This is a genomic window from Lutibacter sp. (assembly GCF_030692605.1).
Lineage (GTDB): Bacteria > Bacteroidota > Bacteroidia > Flavobacteriales > Flavobacteriaceae > Lutibacter.
The window spans coordinates 1-19643 of the sequence record NZ_JAUYUD010000118.1; the positions used below are offsets into that span (position 1 = coordinate 1).

The following is a 19643-nucleotide window of genomic DNA, read 5'->3' on the forward strand; positions in this document are numbered from 1 at the left end:
GAACTGCCTTTTTTACCTTATTGCATTAATCTTATTGCTAATATGTTGGTCTCCACCAGAGCATATTTCCTCTTCAGATTAATGAGCATATAATACAAATTATTTTTATAAAATCCACCAACTATTTTTCAGTACATTACCAATTAAAACTACAATCAATTGTTTTTTCAACAATTTCAGCTTCCTCCAAAATTAATTTTGCCGCAGTTTTATAAGCACTAATTAACCCTCCAACTCCCAATTTTGTACCTCCAAAATAATGAACAACTACCACCAAAACATTTGTGATTTCTTTTGATAAAATTTGACCGTAAATTGGAATCCCTGCAGAATTATTAGGTTCTCCATCATCATTAGTTCTATATCTTAACTCATCCACGCCCAATTGCCATGCATAGCACCAATGCCGTGCATTATTATGTTCTCTTTTTAGATTATCTATCCGTTCTTTTACATCACTTTCGTCATTTATAGGGTAAACATATCCTAAAAATTTACTTCCTTTTTCTTTAAATTGGATAGGTTCAGGAATTTTTACAATGGTTTTGTATGTATCTTGGTTAAAAATAAATATGAAAATTAAGTGGATTAATAGTTAACATAGCAATTCAAAATATCATCTGAAATTTGTTCAATTTTAGTTGGCATTATATTTAGAACAGGTCCCTTTACTCCACCTTCAAATACCATATTGCCAACAAATTTATAGGCCTCATCCCAACAGTTTTCATTTATAAAAGTTTGCAAAGTTTTGGCTCCTCCCTCAATTATTACAGAATGAATTTCGTGTTTTAATAAAATGGCACAAATTTGCTGAGGAACATTCGATTTAAAATCTAATTCCTCAAAAAACACATTTTCATTTAATTTAAATGATGGTGTTTTTTCAGTTAAAAAAATAGTTTTAACTAAACCACTATACAACTCGTAATGTGAAGGAATTTTCAACTGTCTGTCTAACACAATTCTTATTGGATTTTTACCAAACCAACTTCGAACTGTTAAAGAAGGATTATCATTTAAAGCGGTATTGGTTCCTATTAATATTGCTTGCTCTTCAGCTCTCATTTTATGAACTCGCTGTTGCGAATAAACATTTGAAATCCAATTTGGTTCTTTCAATGATTTTTCATTTCTAATTTCATCAATAAATCCATTTTTAGTCTCACCCCATTTAAGAATCACGAATGGTCTATTTTTAATATGAACAGTAAAGAATCTTTTATTTAATTCTAAGCATTCTTTTTCAAGAACCCCTACAACTACTTCACAACCATTATCTTGTAAATATTTAACGCCCTTTCCTCCTACTTTCGGATTTGGATCTAAAGAACCTATTACTACTTTTTTAATCCCTTTTTCAATAATTAAATTTGCACAAGGGGGTGTTTTACCAAAATGTGAACACGGTTCCAAATTAACATAAATTGTTGCTTTTCTAAGTAAATTTTTATCACTTACGTCATTTATAGCTTCAACTTCGGCATGGTGACCACCAGATTTTTGATGCCAACCTTCGCCAATAATTTTATTATTTAAAACAATAACACTCCCAACCAATGGATTCGGATAGGTATTTCCAATTCCATTTTTAGCAATGTGTATGCATCGATTTATATATTTTTCGTGTATATTCACACCACAAAAATAGTATTAAAAAATGAGTACCAATAATTTTATAATTAGAGAAATAAAACTTGAAGATAATCCGAAAATTGCAAAAACAATACGAACCATTTTACTTGAATTTGGAGTTCCTAAAGTTGGAACTGCTTATGCAGATGTAATTTTAGATACCTTATTTGAAGCTTATGATATTGAAAATGCAGTTTATTTTGTCATAGAAAAAGATCAAAAAATTTACGGCGGTGCTGGAATAAAACAATTAGATAATTTCAACGGAAAAGTGTGTGAATTACAAAAAATGTATTTTTTACCAGAAGTAAGAGGAATTGGATTGGGAAGTAAAATGATGAATATCTGCTTGCAAAAGGCCAAAGATTTTGGCTTTGAACAATGTTATTTGGAAACGTTACCATATATGGTTGATGCACGAAAATTATATAACAAAGTTGGTTTTAAAGATTTGGATGGTCCCATGGGTGATACAGGACATTATTCTTGTAATTTATGGATGTTAAAGGATTTGTAATGCGTATTTCAGAATTTAAAAAGCACTTTTTTTTAGAACTTTCTATGTTATATCCTGAAACTGAAATTCAATCTTTTTTTAATTTATTAATTGAATATACGTTAAAAATATCACGAATTGACTTGGCACTTCAACCAAATTTAGAATTCAATAAAACTGAGTTATCTTTTTTTAATAACGCATTAAATAATTTAAAAGAACACATTCCAATTCAATATATTATTGGTGAAACTGAATTTTATGGACTAAAATTTAATGTGAATAAAAATGTTTTAATACCGAGACCCGAAACTGAAGAATTGATCCGTTGGATTCTGGATAACTTAAAACTCAAAACCCAAAACCCAAAACTTAAAATTCTTGATATAGGAACTGGTAGTGGTTGTATTGCCATTTCCTTAGCTTTAAATTTGCCAAATGCAGAAGTATTTGCCATAGATATTTCTAAAAAAGCATTGGAAACAGCAAAATCAAATGCAAAACGTAACGGGGTTTCAATTAATTTTATCGAATTAGATATTTTAAAATCAAAAAGCTTACCTGACTATTTTGACATTATAGTAAGCAATCCTCCGTATGTTCGTGAAGTAGAAAAAAAAGAAATGCAACAAAATGTATTGAATTTTGAACCACATTTGGCATTATTTGTAAAAAATGAAAATCCACTTATATTTTTCGACAAAATTGCAGATCTAGCCCAAAACTATTTAAATAAAAATGGTCATTTATATTTTGAAATAAATCAATATTTAGGAAAAGAAACTTGTGAATTATTAGAAAAGAAAGGTTTTAAAAATATTGAATTAAAAAAAGATATTTACAATGTGGATCGAATGATAAAGTCCCTTAAATTATAGGTTTTTAATTAACTATTTCACTAAAAATTACAGCGATAATTTCTATTGAATTTTTACAAATCTATTTTCAACTTTAAAACTTTAATCATTTCAACTTTACAACCTATCTTTGCAAAATGAGAATAGATATCATAACTGTATCACCAGAATTAATTAAAAGTCCGTTTGAATATTCAATTATAAAACGCTCTATTGATAAGAATTTGGTTGAAGTACACTTTCATGATTTACGAGAATACGCTATTAACGATTATGGCAAAATAGACGATTATCAGTTTGGTGGAGGAGCAGGAATGGTTTTATTGATAGAACCAATTGATAAATGCATTACCAAATTGAAGAGTGAACGCACCTATGACGAAATTATTTATTTGACGCCTGATGCTCTAACATTAAATCAAAAAACTGCCAACTTCCTTTCATTAAAAAAAAACTTACTAATTTTATGTGGGCATTATAAAGGAGTTGACCATCGAGTTCGAGAACTTTTCATTACCAAAGAAATATCTATAGGAGATTATGTATTAAGTGGAGGTGAATTAGGTGCCGCTGTACTTTGTGACGCTATTATTAGATTGATTCCTGGTGTTTTAGGTGATGAATCATCTGCTTTATCAGACTCGTTTCAAGACAATTTATTATCTCCTCCTGTTTACACTAGACCTGCTGAATATAAAGGGCTGGAAGTACCAAAAATTCTATTATCGGGAAATTTTCCAAAAATTGATGAATGGAGAAATGACCAGGCGATGGAACGCACAAAAAAAATACGTCCAGATTTGTTGGAAGATTAATCTTTTTTATTAAATTTGCACACTCAAAATTAACCTCTGGCGAGAATCGTGAATGTTGGTTATTGAAAAACCCATTAAAAAATATAGAATGGAAAGTTTAGTAAAATTTATTCAAGACGAATTTGTAAATAAAAATGAATTACCTGAATTTCAAGCAGGAGATACCATTACTGTTTACTATGAAATTAAAGAAGGTGATAAAAAACGTACACAATTTTTTAAAGGTACTGTAATTCAAAGAAGAGGATCTGGTGCTTCAGAAACATTTACCATTAGAAAAATGTCAGGTACTGTTGGTGTGGAACGTATTTTTCCATTAAACTTACCAGCAATTCAAAAAATTGAAGTTAACAAACATGGTAGAGTTCGTAGAGCACGTATTTTCTACTTTAGAGGTTTAACTGGTAAAAAAGCTAGAATTCAAGAGAAAAGACGTAAATAAACGTTTTTCAAAATAGTTAAAAAACCGATTGAAAACAATCGGTTTTTTTATGAACAATTGTTAATAACCTCGGTTGATATTGTGTTGATATTAAAATAGTTTAAAATTTGTAATTCTAATATTTTCGTATTTAATTTACAATGTGAATTTAACTAAGAGGGTAATGTTAAGTTTAAAATCTGATTTTATACTTCAACCCGTCCGAGATTAATTTATAATATGTTCTTGAACATCGTTTTTAAAACTTGACTGTGAAAGTAGTGTAGCCCGGTATTTAGCATACGTTAAGGAAACATAGTTTTAAAGACATTTTAAAATAAAATTTTAAATGTATGTAATTTGAAAAAATTGCAAAAAAAATTTAGATTTTATTTTAAAGAAACATCAATTAATAAATGTTGATTTTTGTAAGAGAATCAACCTGCATCAATTAAAATAAAATTTAGATAGGGGCTTGTAAAAGGCATACTTAAAAATAAAAATTTAATTGAAGGTTTATTAAAAAAATGTTTCAGCAAAATGCCATAGTATTGAGTAATCAATAGTGTGGCTTTTGTTTTTTAAATAAGTTAGTTTTCTTAATTATTATTTCTTCATTTTTATATCCCTTTTTTTATTTAATTTTAAATTATACCACCTTATTTATAACGATTTCGGAATACGTATTTTACAAAATTATAGTACCTTTGCACAACATTAATTTCAACCCTAAATAGTGATCTAAAATTTTCAATAATTCTAAATTTTACTAGTTATAAAAACATATAAAAAAATATGAACTCTACACCCAAAATTATTTACACAATAACAGATGAAGCTCCAGCTTTAGCTACTTTTTCATTTTTACCAATTGTTGAAGCGTATACAAAATCTTCAAATATAAAAATTGAGACAAAAGACATTTCTCTTGCAAGCAGAATTTTAGCAGAATTTTCTGACTATTTAAATCCTTCTCAAAAAGTATCAGATTCTTTGTCAGAATTAGGTGATTTAGCAAAAAAACCTGAAGCTAACATCATAAAATTACCAAATATCTCAGCTTCTGTTCCACAATTAAAAGAAGCAATTTCAGAATTACAAAATGCAGGTTTTGCAATTCCTAATTATCCTGAAGAAATAAGTACCGACGAAGATAAAAATATTCAAACCAAATATAATAAAATAAAAGGCTCTGCCGTTAACCCAGTTTTAAGAGAAGGCAATTCTGATAGACGAGCACCCAAAGCTGTTAAAAATTACGCCAAAAATAACCCACATAGTATGGGAGTTTGGAGTGCTAATTCCAAAACCCATGTGGCTACTATGGAAGGTGGTGATTTTTTCTCAAATGAAAAATCAATTACCATACCTTCAAACACCTTAGCTCAAATTATTTTTGAAGACACTACTGGAAACAAAATTGTTTTAAAAGATAAAATTGAACTAATTTCAGGTGAAATAATTGATGCAACCGCAATGAGCAAAAAGGCATTAATTGCTTTTTTAAATGCCCAAATAAATGATGCGAAAAAACAGAATGTATTGTTTTCTTTACATCTAAAAGCAACTATGATGAAGGTTTCTGATCCAATAATTTTTGGACATGCTGTGACTTCTTTTTTTAAACCAGTTTTCGATAAGTATCAAGCTGTTTTAGAGAAAATAGGTGTTGATGTTAGAAATGGATTTGGAGATTTGACATCTAAAATTAAACAATTGCCTGAAGATGAAAGAAAATCAATTGAACTAGAAATTATTAATTGCATCCAAAACGGACCAGCACTAGCCATGGTAAACTCTGAAAAAGGGATTACAAACCTACACGTTCCAAGCGATGTGATTATTGATGCATCGATGCCAGCAATGATTAGAACTTCTGGACAAATGTGGAATTCAGAAGGAAAACTACAAGATACAAAGGCTGTTATACCTGACAGTAGTTATGCGGGTGTTTACGAAGCTACCATTGATTTTTGCAAAGAGAATGGTGCTTTTGACCCTACCACTATGGGAACGGTGCCAAATGTTGGTCTAATGGCTCAGAAAGCAGAAGAATATGGTTCCCATGATAAAACTTTTGAAATACCAAGCGATGGTTTAGTATCAGTTGTTGATAATGATGGTAGCCTTTTAATGTCGCATAACGTAGAAAAAGGCGATATCTGGAGAATGTGTCAGGTTAAAGACGCTCCAGTACAAGATTGGGTGAAATTAGCAGTAAATAGAGCAAAAGCTACAGATACTCCTGCGATTTTCTGGTTAGACAAAACTAGAGCTCACGACGCCCAATTAATTAAAAAAGTGAACACTTATTTAAATGATCTAGACACAACAGGGTTAACTATTGAAATATTAGCACCAAAAGATGCTACCATTTACACGTTAAAAAGAGTTAAAAAAGGTGAAGATACCATTTCAGTTACTGGGAATGTATTACGTGATTATTTAACAGATTTATTTCCAATTTTAGAATTGGGAACAAGTGCAAAAATGCTATCGATAGTTCCATTAATGAATGGTGGTGGATTATTCGAAACAGGTGCTGGAGGTTCTGCTCCAAAACATGTTGAACAATTTGTTGAAGAAGGACATTTACGTTGGGATTCGTTAGGTGAATTTTTGGCTTTAGCTGTTTCTTTAGAGCATTTAGGAGAAACTACTAACAACAAAAAAGCTTTAGTTTTAGCTGAAACATTAGACATAGCTACAGGTAAATTATTGGAAATGAAAAAAAATCCATCTAGAAAAGTGGGTGAATTAGACAATCGAGGTAGTCACTTCTATTTAGCTACTTATTGGGCAGAGGCATTAGCAATCCAAAATTCAGATCAAGAGCTAAAATCAATTTTTACTAAAATTTATAAAGAACTATCTAGTAGTGAACAAGTTATTATTGGTGAATTAAAAATAGCGCAAGGTAAAACTGTTAATATTGGAGGTTATTATTATTTGAATAATGAATTAACTACTAAGGCAATGAGACCAAGCAAAACTTTTAATTCCATTATTGATAATATATAATAACAGCATTTTTTTATAATTTTTAAAGCTTCAATATAAATTGAAGCTTTTTTTTATATTTTTGAACTATGAGTTTCAATAAAATAACAGAGCAATCTTCAAATTATTCTCATTTAGAAAAAATGAGTATTCTTCAACTATTAACAAACATTAATAAAGAAGATCAAACAATTGCCCATGCAGTAGAAAAAAGCATACCATCACTAAACCAGTTAATTAATGAAATAGTTAAAAGAATGAAAATTGGTGGTCGCTTGTTTTATATTGGAGCTGGAACAAGTGGCAGATTGGGTATTTTAGATGCTTCAGAATGTCCACCAACTTTTGGAGTTTCACATAATTTAGTTATAGGAATTATTGCTGGTGGAGATGTTGCCATAAGAAAGGCTGTAGAATTTGCCGAAGATTCAAACACTCAGGCCTGGGAAGATCTTCAAAAATATCAAATTACAGAAATTGATACTGTAATTGGAATTGCTGCCTCAGGAACAACGCCATATGTAATAAGTGGACTTCAAAAATGTAACGAACATACTATTTTAACGGGTTGTATAACTTGTAATGAAGGAAGTCCCTTAGGCAAAATAGCAAAACATCCAATTGAAGTTGTGGTTGGGCCAGAATTTGTTACAGGAAGCTCTAGAATGAAGGCTGGAACAGCCCAAAAAATGATTCTAAATATGATTTCTACTTGCACTATGATTCAACTTGGACGAATAAAAGATAACAAAATGGTTGACATGCAATTAAGCAACAATAAATTAGTTGACCGAGGAACCAAAATGCTTATGGAAGAGCTGAATATTGCTGAAGAAATTGCTACTCAATTATTATCAAAATATAAAAACGTACGTACAGCTATTCAAAATTACACCAATGAGCACAGATAGAAATGAATTGTACAGAGGCTTAAAATATGCACTTATTACATTGCCATTATTACTTATTTCTCCGGTTTTGATAACCATTGGTTTAAAAGCAATAAAAGCGCAACAACATTATTTGTGGATTACTATTGGATGCATTTTAGCTATTATCTCAATGTATTTGGGTTACACCAGTATTCGAATAATTCTCAATGCTTTTTTTTCTAAAAAAAAATGAATGATACCCTTCTTAAAAAATATTTTCAATGGGAATACTGGCCGTCTTATATGTTTTATTTGCCTGTTATACCTTATGCTATTTATTTAGCTATTAAAGCAAGAAATCTTGTCTTTTTTTCTGCAACAAATCCTGGTATTATCCATTCTGGAAACGGAAGTGAATCTAAATATAAAACCATTCAATTAATTCCTCAAAAATATAGACCTTTAACTTTATTTTTTGCTAAAGGAGAACTTAATAAAGAGATCTTAGATAAATTGAATAGCAGTTCTATTAATTACCCTTTAATTTGTAAACCTGATATTGGCTTTAGAGGATTGCTTGTAAAAAAAATAAATTCTGAAGAAGATTTAATAAACTACCTGACTAAAAATAAAGAAATAGACCTTATTATTCAAGAATTTATTCCCTTCTCGAAAGAATGTGGGATATTTTACCATAGGTTACCCAATGAACCTAACGGAAAAATTACCTCCATTACCCTTAAAAAATATTTAACTGTTACAGGTGATGGTGATTCTACTTTATTGGAATTAATTTCAAAAGATAAAAGAGCAAAAAAATATGAATTCATTTTAAAAGAGCTACTTTTTAACGACTTACATTTTATTTTACCAAAAAATGAATCAAGAGTATTAAGTGAAATTGGTAATCATTCGAAAGGAACTCAATTTATAAATGGAAATGAGCTAATATGTCCAAAACTTGAAGAAATAATTGACAGCATTTTTCATCAAATACCAAAAGTATATTACGGCCGTCTAGATATAAAATACAATTCTTTTGAATTAATTGAAAAAGGAAAAGATTTTAAAATTCTAGAAATAAATGGAATTATTTCTGAGCCAACACATATTTATGATTCCGAAAAAGGATCCTATTGGATGGCTATTAAAGAAATTAAAAAACATTGGAAAATTGTTTATAGAATTTCAACAATAAATAATAAACATTTTAAACATGCCTATGACAAGCCTTTTGTTTTTATCAAAAGCCTTATTAAAATTAGAAAGCATATAAAAATGGTTCAAAAAAGTATTTTAACTACTTAAAATAGGACATCAAAAAGTGGCTTTTTTTAAACTGAAGAAAACGCTCGTGGCGTAGTTGGGTTAAATCCAAAATCTTGATCTGGTAATTCAATTTTTAATTGATCTATTACATATCCGACACTGGAAAAATGATGAATGGCATGACTGTGAGCCTGAATTAAAATAGCTGCAATTGTATAATTAGCAGTAACTACACCCAAACCTAAATCATCAGTCACTTTTACAGTTTTATTTAGGTTTTCAATATTAAAATTATTCAATTTTTTGATTATCTCATTAAAATACTGGATTCCAAGTTTGGTTTTATTTTCAATTAGTTGGTTGCGTTTTCTTCCAATTAAATCAATTTTATTTTCTTGCAAACCATCAAAAATACAATCAAAAACGTCTAAAATATGTCGAACATGAGCTCCAATACTCGAATAATACGGACCGATAGATTTATTGCTGTATTGTTCATCAGAAATTGCTTCTAAAAGCACAATTCCTCGCTTTAAATTAGCTTCAATGGCAGGTATAATCATAAATTTTTGAAATCTTAATAACAAATATAATGCAAAATTAAGTTATTACTTTTATGATTGTAATTATTCCTAAGCATAAAAACAACAAGGATAAAATGTAATTAATGTTTTTTGCAATAAAATAAAAACGTTTAATAATTTGATTTGCCAATAAAATATAAGTGAAAAAGAGTAAAAAGGACCCCAAGGTTGCTCCAACAATAAACAAAAATATAAATGGTTTTTCTAATACTAATATCCCAGAATCTATTAAAAATATTCCTACCCCTAAATAAAATGGAATTGCGAGCATATTAATAATTGACATTCCCATTCCTTGTAATAAAAACGCTCCTCTTTTTGGCGCTATTTCTTTTGATTTTTTCCTTCTTGTCAACATGTAAAAAGATATTGATAATCCAAAAAAAACAAAAATTGCACCAACCTTTAATTTTTCAATTATCCAAGGATTTTGAATTAAAATATCTGCGAATAACAACGCTAAACCTGCTTGAAAAAATACAATCATTGCCGCTCCAATTGCAAATTGAATACTTTCTTTAGTTCCTATTAATAATTTTGTTTTTAAAGCTGTCATATTTAACATACCCGGTGAAAGCAGCCCTATATAAGAAAATATTAATCCGTAAAGTAACGTCGTTATATAAATCATATTAACACTAAATTTTTACAAAATTATTCATTTTATTGCTGATTTCTTTATTTGAAGTTGTAACAAAAATTACATTATGCTAAAAATAAAATCCTACTTTTGACTTATCAATGACTGATATATTAGTACTGCTAAAAATTAAGTATAGTCTTGATTTTTCATAATTAAAAACCGTTTGAACAGTTACATCAAACGGTTTTTTTATTTTTTAAATATTGAAATTAACTGATTAAAATTTAATCCGTTAATCTCATTTGAGATATTTAGTTTTTTAATAACAACCACATACCCAATTGTTATAATAATTCCTTTAATTACAATTCCAACGAGTGGATTTACATTAAAATTCCAAAATAAAAATGCGATGTAAAACATAAAAATCACAAGCAAAACAACTGATGTTTGTTTCGTAAAAGGTTGAATTTTAAATTTGGAATATATATAACCAATTTTAACTATAGAATATATTATTGCAACAATAAGCGTTGCCCATGCTGCTCCATTAATACCTATTAAATCTATTAACCATTTGTTTAATATAATTACGGTAATTGCCATTGCAATTGAAATGTAAAAAAATATCTTATAATATCTTGAATTTACCAAAATGGCATTTGCAGTTCCAAGTGCTAATTCGGTTAATTTAGAAACAGAAATAATTAAAACCACACCTATTCCTTGGGTGAATTGAGGTTTGTTTATTATTTCATAAATCTCGGTAATATTTAAATTTATAAGAAGAAAAAGTAGGCCTCCAACCGCTAATAAATTAATAGAAGATTGTCGATATAAATTATCAACTTCCTCATAATTATCATCCATCATATCTTTTGCGGTAATAGGACCTGTTATTTGTTGCATGGCTCTGGTAGGAATAGCAATAACACTTGCTATGTAAATACCTACCGAATAATATGCTACTTGAGCAATTTGCTCCATTTGAGGTATCATAAATTTATCAATTTCCAAAAGAATACCAGAGGCAGATCCAGCAATTATAATATAAAATGAAAAGGAAAATAACTCTTTGTAATTAGCTGGTAACTTAAATATAAAAACAGGTTTATATAAATAAAATGCATAAACCATCATAATTAAAGTGCGTATACCATAAATTATAACTTCTAGATAAATAAATTCTTCATTCGAGATCCATTGAAAATAAACTGAAACTAATAATACTGTTGTACAAATTCTGGCAAAAAGCTCTTTAATAAAATTACCAAAAACGGTATTCATTTGAATTTTTGTCCACGAATGAAAAACCTCAAAATACCCCATAAAAACAGCCACTATAAATATCAAATAAGTGTACTTTTTTATAAGAATATTTTCAACAGCAAGCCAATTAGAAATACCTTCGTAAAAGTAGGTTCCTAAAAAAGCTAACGGAATAATAATAACTAATGGAAAGAATAAAGTTGCTGTTAAGAAAGTATCCTTTTCCTCCTTATTCCTATAAAAAAAATAGTATTTAATAATGGTATATTGCATACCAAATACAACCAACGGAAGCAAAATATTACCTGCAGAGAGCAAAAAAGTAATTAGTCCAAAATAATCTTCGTGCAAAAAATGGGTAAATAAAAACAACACATTAATACCACCAATAAAAAAACCTAAAAATAGGATGACAGTATTAGTAAAAGATTGCTTTAAAACGATACCCATTATATAATTTTATAAATTTCGTTATACATTTGCTCGCCACTATTTTCACCATATAAATTCAAACTAAAATCAACCTTTGATTCTTGAAATTCTACGAATGAATTAAACATATTAGTTGTATTTGAGCCCACAATTTTTGCAAAGCCATTCGATACCAGCTCAACCCATTCTGTTTCTTCTCTTGCAATAATACAGTGCTTTTTATTAAAAAACGCTTCCTTTTGTAACCCACCACTATCCGTTACAACTAAATTACAATTTTTGAGCAATTCTAACATATCAAAATAGCCTACTGGATCTATAAATTTTAAATTATATTTTAGCTTATTTTTAGCTAAAATTCCTTTGGTTCTTGGATGAAGCGGAACTACAACAGGCATAGAATTATTGATTTTTTCTAATCCTTCAAAAATAGATTTTAAATTAGACAATACATCCGTATTTTCTTGTCGGTGAATAGTGGCTAACACAAAATTATTATTTCGAAAATTTAAATCATTAATAATAGATGACTTATTTGCAGAAAATTGGCTGTAATAACTTACGGCATCTTTCATAATATCACCACATTTTACAACTTTATTTGGTAAATTTCCAAAACCTTCATTGTCCAAATTTTCAATAGCCGTAACCGTTGGGCATAGCAATAAATCAGAAATTCGATCGGTTACAATCCGGTTAATTTCTTCTGGCATTTTCATATTAAAAGAACGTAAACCCGCTTCAATATGAACTACTTTAATATTCATTTTTTTTGCAGCAAGTGCACCAGCTAACGTAGAATTAGTATCTCCATATACTACCACAAGATCTGGTTTTTCATCTATTAAAACCTCTTCAATTTTTAGCAACATTTGCCCGGTCATTGCGCCATGACTCATCCCATTAATGGCTAAGTTATATTTTGGAGTTGGAATTTCCATTTCATTAAAAAATATGGCACTCATATTGGAATCATAATGCTGCCCCGTATGCACAATAACTTCCTCAATTTGTTTATATTTCGAAATAATTCTACTTAAAACAGCTGCTTTTACAAACTGAGGACGCGCGCCTAAAATGGTTACAATTTTTTTCATTTACAAACTTCATTAATAATTTCACTTACCTTTTTTGTTAATTCCTTTCTGTGATATTGCTCAATATTTACCGAATTAAGTTCTAATTTATGTGCTAGAAATAAGTGATATAATTCTAAAATATAACTTTTTAATAATTGCTTTTCATTAAAATCTATAATTGTTCCCGAATTGGTTAATTTCAAAATATTAGCCAAATCTCCATTGCTTGGACCAATAGCTAAAATGGGACGCTTTGAACTTAAATATTCAAATATTTTTCCAGTAATAATTCCTTTTGCACTTGGAACATTGTTTAAAAAAAGTAATAATATTTGTGATTGCATTTGATATTTAAAAACTTCTTTATGAAGAAGATAATTAATAATTTCAACTTTTTTCGAAAGATTATTTTTAATAATACAATTTAGCACTTCACTAGAAACTTTTCCAATCAACTTCACAACCATATCTTGGCTAAATTGCACATTTTCATTTGAAATTTCATTTAGAACCTCCCAAAACATTTTTGGATTTCTATCGGAATTCATTAAACCAATATGGGTTAACGAAAATTTTGAATCCAATTCAATTACTGTATCCATAATTTCATCATCAAAGCCGTTAGTAATTGTATAAACACTATTATTATATTTACTAAAATTTTCCTTAATGGTATTTCCAACTACTAAAACCGCATCGGCTCTTTTCAACACTTCTTGTTCTAAACTATGATGCTTTTTAATAGCACTTTTTGTTAATGGCAATTGATGAAAATAGTCTATCTCGGTCCAAGGATCTCTGAAATCGGCAATCCATTTACAATTTAATCTATTCTTTAATTGGAGTCCTATTAAATGAACGCTATGAGGTGGTCCTGTGGTAACTATAACATCTATTTTATTTTTTGAAATATATTTTTCTAAATAGGAAACCGACGGTTTTATCCAAAATTTTCGTGCATCTGGTATAAAATAATTGGCTCTAATATATTGTATTATTTTTCCAAAAAAAGAAGGATTTGGATTTAAAAATCCTGCACTTTCAATATTTTTTTTACCGAATAATGAAAATATTGAGTTTGGTTCCCAAATTGGTTGTCTTAAAACTTCAATTCCTTCAGGAATTTCCTTCAAAAGTGAATGATCTACAATTGGATATTTCGCATTATCAACTGTATAAACTACAGGTTCTACATTAAAATCTCTAAAATACTTAACAAATTTAAGCCATCGTTGTACCCCAGATCCACCAGAAGGTGGCCAATAATATGTTATTATAAGGGCTTTTTTCAATTGTTTACTAATTTAAAATGTTAATTCGTTTATTTTATAATTCTTAAATTCAATATTTAGAAAATATTTGAAATCGTTCATTCACTAATTCAAATTAGCATATAAATCGATTAATTTTTCAGACGTTTTTTCCCAATGAAACTCATTTTCAATAAATGCTTTTCCGTTTTTACCTAATTTATTTTGTAATTTTGGATTATTGTAAAGTTCTATAATTTTGTTGGCAAAATCATCTGGATTTTGTTCTAAATGCACCAACCCCGCCTTTGTTTTCTCTATCAGATTTTTTTGAGCAATAGCATTGCTAACCAAAACTGGTTTTGCAAAAGCCATATATTGAAACACCTTATTGGCATACGCAACATCGTGCTGAATATTTCTATTTAATGGAGAAATACAAACGCTACTTGCCTTTATATAAGAAGGAAACAATTCAACGTTTTGCCAACCTTCAAAATCTACATAATTAGTTAATTGCAGCTTGTTTACTTCATTTTCTAAAATAGAATCGGTAGTATTTTTACCAACGATTACCAACTTTATGTTTGGAATCTTTTCATTCAATAGTTGAACTGCTCTTATTGCAGTTAACAAACCTCTTCTAATTCCTGTATCTCCAACGTATAGAATCATAAAATTAGAGGCATATTTAGCTATTATGTCTTCGTTTATTAAGGCATTTTCATAAAACGATTTTTGAACAGAATTTGGAACTAGGGTAATTTTATCTCTTGAAATTTTCGTTCTAGCAATTACTTCTTCAATAAATTCCTGAGAAACCGTACATATCTTTGTCACACTATTTATAAATTGTTCTTCTTTTACTTTCCACCTCAGCGGAGAGATTAATTGCTTCCCTGGAAATTTTTGAAGATGTGGATATAACTTCATTATTTCGGGCATATTATCGTGCAAATCTAACACTACAGGTAATTTCAATTTTCGATTAGCCTTTATCGCGGCATCTGCTATTCTAATATCGTGAATATGAATGGCTTCAATTCTATTTTCTTTCAAAAAATGACCTATTTTTCGTTTCATTAAATAGGTATAGAACGGAACTGTGTATGCTAAAGCAGATAATTTATATTCTAATTTATTAGATAAATAACGTTTTACTTCAATTTTATTAATTGTTTGATTACCCAATTTCTTATCGTATTTTAAACAAAATAAAAAAACCTCATAACCATTATTTATTAATGAAATTGCTTCGTTTTCAACCCGCGGATCGGGAGGAAACGTTTTATCTAAAATCATTCCAATGCGCATAAATAACTATTTTTCAGAATAAACAGCGTAATATCTTGGTATAAAAAAGCGCAAAATAGGTCTAAATCCTAATTTATAAACAGGGCTAGTCCATTTCTTCGTTTTTTTAATGTTCCAACCTGCTTTTTGTAACAGCCAATCAAATTGCCAATCTTCAAATTCATGATAATGCATATCTCTTTCGTCATTTTTATTTCTATAAGCTTTTGCAAACCATAAATTTAAAGGAATGGTTGTAATTAATTTTTTAGATTCAATTGCCTTTAAAACGTTATAGGGTGATAATAAATGTTCTAAAATTTCAAATGCTGTAACTGCATCAATGTTATGTTTCTTTACAATTTCTGGAAAGTCATCTAAATCTTCACCATCCGTATTAAAAACAATATATCCGTTTTCCTCCATTATTTCACTAAACCGATTTCTTACACCTAAATCTAAAATTGTTGCTGGTGCAGGCAATACACTTTTTAAAAAATTAAGAGTGTTTTGATATCTTTTTGAATGTATTTCTCTATCCATCAGGTAATTATATATATATTAATTTCCTTTACAAGGTATTGATTTAATTATATAAAAACCAATAAAATTATTTGCTCTTATTTTGGAAATGGTTCGCATAAAAAAAGGTGCTTTAAGCACCTTCTTTTTCTTTTTCATAGCAACATTATCTTTATCAATACACTTTCCTCTAGGAATTATACTAGTACGAATATACAAACAACTTATGTTATTAGATTGCCTGATTTGTAAGCGTTATTATTTCCCTTACAAATGCTAAAAAACGATTCATAAACGTTACATTTGATATTCACTTAATTTCAGTAATGAGAAAAGTTGTTTCGCTTTTTTTTGTTTTATTTTGTTTATATCAACCAAAATTAATTGCTCAGATTCCTGGATTAACACAATTTACTACAAATAATGGTTTACCAAGTAATACCATTTATGATACTGTTCAAGATGAGAACGGTTTTATTTGGTTTGCAACAGATTATGGAATAAGTAAATTTGATGGTTTAAATTTTAAAAATTATTCAGTAACTGATGGGTTACCAGGAAATGAAATTTTGTCCTTTTTTAAAGATTCTTCAAATAGAATTTGGATGTCTGGTTTTAATGGTGATATTGGTTTTATTAAAAATGGTACATTTTACAATAAAGAAAACCTTCCATTTTTAAAAAAATTAAACTCCTCTACATTTATTACTAACCTTTTTGAAGACTCAAAAGGTCAAATTTGGTTTTATCAAAATTTTGGAAGTATTAAAGTTCTTCAACCTAATTTGAGCATTAAAACTTATGCACTAAAAAGTAATTCTAACTTAAAATTTTCAGCAATTATTGTTGAAGATTTAAACAAACAAATACATGTTTTAACTCATATTAGAGTAAATAATAAAACAATTATTAATACTAAACCAATCTCTAAAGATTCTGACTTAATATCCTGGAAAAAATTTGATTCTAAAAAATTTCCCAATACTACCCTAGAAACTATCAATAATAAACTAGGATTATTAATGAGAGAAGAAAACATAATAATAAAAAATATTTATAACTATTTAATTAATGAAACTAATTACTTTTTAGCTAAAGCATACTTAGTTGGAGAAAATTATTGGATTACTAATATAAATAATGGTGGCCTAATTTTTAATAAATCCAATAATTATAACAATCCTAAAATTATTTTAAAAAACATTAAAACTAATACTGCCTACGTCGATTTAGAAAATAACGTTTGGATAGGTAGTCAATCAAATGGCGTATTTCTTTTCCCAAACATTCATATTAATGGAATTCAATTTGAAAATTCAATCAGAAATAACTTATATCCCATAACCATTTTTCAAGATAAAATTGTTGTTGGTAACGACCAAAGTGAGATTATTATTTTAAATGCTGAAACCTTAAAAATAATAGCATCACATAAACTTGACATGAATCTTAAAAGGGTAAGGCACTTAAAATCTTATAATGAATTACTTCTAATTTTGGATGATTTTGGTATTTTTCAAATGGATGAAAATATGCTTCTCAGAAATATTAAAAACATGTTCGATTCTGATTTTCATGCTGCCGATATAAAAAACTTTAAGGACCTAGAAATTTCAGGTAACCAAATTTATACAGCCAATGCAAACGGAGTTGTTAAAATTAATAGAACTACAAAATCAATTGAGAAATTATGGGATAAAAGAAGTTCTGCAATTTGTCTTGTTGGAAAAGACAGCCTTTGGATTGGAACTACTACTGGTCTTTATCTAAATAATGCCGGCACAACCAAAAAATATGATCTTAGTGAAGAATTTAATAATACTACCATTTATGCCATAGAAAATGGAGCTAATGGGCTATTAATTGGTTCAAATTCACATGGGTTAGGAATTTTAAAAAATAGAATATTCAAAAAAATAGATATAACAGATGGATTATTAAGTAATAATATAAGGTCCATTTTTATTGATTCAATAAATAATATTTGGTTGTCAACAAATTTTGGATTGATTTGCATTGAACTTAATAAAAACAATGAAATTACTTGTATAAAAAGTTATACCACTTCAGATGGATTATATAGTAATGATGTTAGAGATTGTTTTGTTAAAAATAATAAAGTGTACGTTGCTACTTCAAATGGACTGAATATTATTGATCTTTCTAAAGAAGCGACTTCAATTATAGAGCCTAGAACTCATATTAATGAAATTCTTTTAAACAATACTCCAATTGACAAAACAAATAATCAAACTTTTGGTCATAATTTCAACAATATTCAATTTAATTTCTCTGGGATTTCATTTAAAAGTTTGGGAAATATCACGTTTAAATATCGATTAGTTGGACTGGAATCGGAATGGATAACTACCAAAAGTAATATTGTAAGATATTCAGAATTGCCACCAAATAATTATACTTTTGAACTAAAATCAATCTCAAAAAACAACTTAGAAAGTTCTGCTCCAATTTTATTTGGCTTTTCAATTAATCCTCCTATCTACAAAACCTGGTGGTTTATAAGTATTGCCCTAATTTCATTAATTGGGCTCATAGCATACATATTTCATAGAAGAAACTTAAAATGGAAAAATGAACAACAATTAAAAGAAAAAATTTTAACACTACGATATCAAGCTCTTAATGCGCAAATGAATCCTCATTTTATTAACAACACATTGGTAAATATTAATGGTCTTATAGTTGACGGAAACCTTGAGGAAGTAAAAGGAAGTTTAGATAATTTTGCCGGACTAGTTAATTTAATTCTTGAATCTACAAAATCAAATCTTATCAGCTTAACAGATGAAATTGAAATTGCTAAGTTGTACCTTAATTTGCAAAAATTAAGATTTAATAAAAATAGCTTCTATTCCATTAACACCACATCCATTTCTCAAGAAGAACTAGACGGAATAATGGTACCTCCAATGATTTTACAACCTATTATTGAAAACTCCTTTAAACATGGCTTTAAAAATGAAAATGAAACAAATCGAATTGTAATGAATTTTAATATTGAAAATGAACAATTCCTTGTTTGTGAAATTATAGATAATGGTTTTGGAATTCGAACTTTTGAAAATTCAACATCCTCAACAAGTTCAGGAATATCATTTTCTAATATTAATGAACGCCTACAATTAATTAATGAGTCTAAAAGTGAAGAAAAATTAGTTATTATCTCAAATGTAACCAATGAATTTAATAACTTAGTAGGATTAAAAGTAATCCTAAAAATTCCTTTAACTAGTTATTAAAATATC

17 protein-coding genes and 1 pseudogene are annotated in these 19643 nt (G+C 28.5%); 9 read left to right on the forward strand and 9 right to left on the reverse strand.

The genetic code is table 11. From position 1 onward, the window contains the following. Nucleotides 1-145: 145 nt before the first annotated feature. Both Q8S45_RS12710 and ribD read right to left on the reverse strand, forming a co-directional pair. Nucleotides 146-568: pseudogene (locus Q8S45_RS12710) on the reverse strand (YigZ family protein); the annotation flags it as partial. A gap of 20 nt (nucleotides 569-588) precedes the next feature. Continuing rightward, nucleotides 589-1638, reverse strand: a complete 1050-nt coding sequence (gene ribD / locus Q8S45_RS12715; RefSeq protein WP_305605520.1) for a bifunctional diaminohydroxyphosphoribosylaminopyrimidine deaminase/5-amino-6-(5-phosphoribosylamino)uracil reductase RibD — start codon at nucleotides 1636-1638, stop codon at nucleotides 589-591. 22 nt (nucleotides 1639-1660) lie between these two features. On the opposite strand from ribD, the gene Q8S45_RS12720 reads away from it, so the two are divergent. The 8 genes from Q8S45_RS12720 to Q8S45_RS12755 all read left to right on the forward strand — a co-directional run bounded on the left by Q8S45_RS12720 (nucleotide 1661) and on the right by Q8S45_RS12755 (nucleotide 9404). Then, nucleotides 1661-2152, forward strand: coding sequence for a GNAT family N-acetyltransferase (locus tag Q8S45_RS12720; protein ID WP_305605523.1), 492 nt, complete (start codon nucleotides 1661-1663; stop codon nucleotides 2150-2152). Continuing rightward, nucleotides 2131-3009: a peptide chain release factor N(5)-glutamine methyltransferase gene (prmC, locus tag Q8S45_RS12725; protein WP_371133027.1), complete on the forward strand. Its 879-nt coding sequence runs from the start codon at nucleotides 2131-2133 to the stop codon at nucleotides 3007-3009. Before Q8S45_RS12720 ends, prmC begins: the two co-directional genes overlap by 22 nt. A 116-nt stretch (nucleotides 3010-3125) precedes the next feature. Continuing rightward, the gene (gene trmD, locus Q8S45_RS12730; protein ID WP_305605526.1) at nucleotides 3126-3803 is read left to right on the forward strand and encodes a tRNA (guanosine(37)-N1)-methyltransferase TrmD; all 678 of its coding nucleotides are present in this window, start codon (nucleotides 3126-3128) and stop codon (nucleotides 3801-3803) included. Nucleotides 3804-3891: 88 nt separating this feature from the next. Continuing rightward, complete coding sequence (gene rplS / locus Q8S45_RS12735; protein ID WP_305605528.1) at nucleotides 3892-4245, forward strand: 50S ribosomal protein L19; 354 nt, start codon at nucleotides 3892-3894, stop codon at nucleotides 4243-4245. A gap of 774 nt (nucleotides 4246-5019) precedes the next feature. After that, nucleotides 5020-7245, forward strand: coding sequence for an NADP-dependent isocitrate dehydrogenase (locus Q8S45_RS12740; protein WP_305605531.1), 2226 nt, complete (start codon nucleotides 5020-5022; stop codon nucleotides 7243-7245). Nucleotides 7246-7313: 68 nt separating this feature from the next. Next, nucleotides 7314-8135, forward strand: a complete 822-nt coding sequence (gene murQ / locus Q8S45_RS12745) for an N-acetylmuramic acid 6-phosphate etherase (RefSeq protein ID WP_305605534.1) — start codon at nucleotides 7314-7316, stop codon at nucleotides 8133-8135. Beyond that, nucleotides 8122-8349, forward strand: coding sequence for a DUF6095 family protein (locus Q8S45_RS12750; RefSeq protein ID WP_305605536.1), 228 nt, complete (start codon nucleotides 8122-8124; stop codon nucleotides 8347-8349). The genes murQ and Q8S45_RS12750 overlap by 14 nt, the downstream gene beginning before the upstream one ends. Then, nucleotides 8346-9404: a D-alanine--D-alanine ligase gene (locus Q8S45_RS12755; RefSeq protein ID WP_305605539.1), complete on the forward strand. Its 1059-nt coding sequence runs from the start codon at nucleotides 8346-8348 to the stop codon at nucleotides 9402-9404. The genes Q8S45_RS12750 and Q8S45_RS12755 overlap by 4 nt, the downstream gene beginning before the upstream one ends. Nucleotides 9405-9430: 26 nt before the next feature. Here Q8S45_RS12755 and Q8S45_RS12760 read toward each other — a convergent pair whose 3' ends face one another. The 7 genes from Q8S45_RS12760 to Q8S45_RS12790 all read right to left on the reverse strand — a co-directional run bounded on the left by Q8S45_RS12760 (nucleotide 9431) and on the right by Q8S45_RS12790 (nucleotide 16398). After that, a complete protein-coding gene (locus tag Q8S45_RS12760) occupies nucleotides 9431-9928 on the reverse strand; it encodes a DinB family protein (RefSeq protein ID WP_305605542.1) in 498 nt (165 codons plus the stop codon). 37 nt (nucleotides 9929-9965) lie between these two features. Next, entirely contained in the window at nucleotides 9966-10580 is a 615-nt protein-coding gene (locus Q8S45_RS12765) for a LysE family translocator (RefSeq protein ID WP_305605545.1), read from the reverse strand. Between the two features lie 201 nt (nucleotides 10581-10781). Next, a complete protein-coding gene (locus Q8S45_RS12770) occupies nucleotides 10782-12251 on the reverse strand; it encodes a lipopolysaccharide biosynthesis protein (protein ID WP_305605547.1) in 1470 nt (489 codons plus the stop codon). Further along, nucleotides 12251-13330 (reverse strand): non-hydrolyzing UDP-N-acetylglucosamine 2-epimerase, encoded by a 1080-nt coding sequence (gene wecB, locus Q8S45_RS12775; RefSeq protein ID WP_305605549.1) that lies wholly within the window; start codon nucleotides 13328-13330, stop codon nucleotides 12251-12253. Before wecB ends, Q8S45_RS12770 begins: the two co-directional genes overlap by 1 nt. Next, nucleotides 13327-14604, reverse strand: a complete 1278-nt coding sequence (locus Q8S45_RS12780; RefSeq protein WP_305605552.1) for a glycosyltransferase — start codon at nucleotides 14602-14604, stop codon at nucleotides 13327-13329. Before Q8S45_RS12780 ends, wecB begins: the two co-directional genes overlap by 4 nt. A gap of 84 nt (nucleotides 14605-14688) precedes the next feature. Beyond that, entirely contained in the window at nucleotides 14689-15876 is a 1188-nt protein-coding gene (locus tag Q8S45_RS12785) for a glycosyltransferase family 4 protein (protein WP_305605556.1), read from the reverse strand. 6 nt (nucleotides 15877-15882) lie between these two features. After that, the gene (locus tag Q8S45_RS12790; protein ID WP_305605559.1) at nucleotides 15883-16398 is read right to left on the reverse strand and encodes a methyltransferase; all 516 of its coding nucleotides are present in this window, start codon (nucleotides 16396-16398) and stop codon (nucleotides 15883-15885) included. A gap of 305 nt (nucleotides 16399-16703) precedes the next feature. Here Q8S45_RS12790 and Q8S45_RS12795 point away from each other — a divergent pair, with 305 nt between their 5' ends. Then, entirely contained in the window at nucleotides 16704-19637 is a 2934-nt protein-coding gene (locus Q8S45_RS12795) for a two-component regulator propeller domain-containing protein (RefSeq protein WP_305605561.1), read from the forward strand. Nucleotides 19638-19643: the final 6 nt, after the last annotated feature.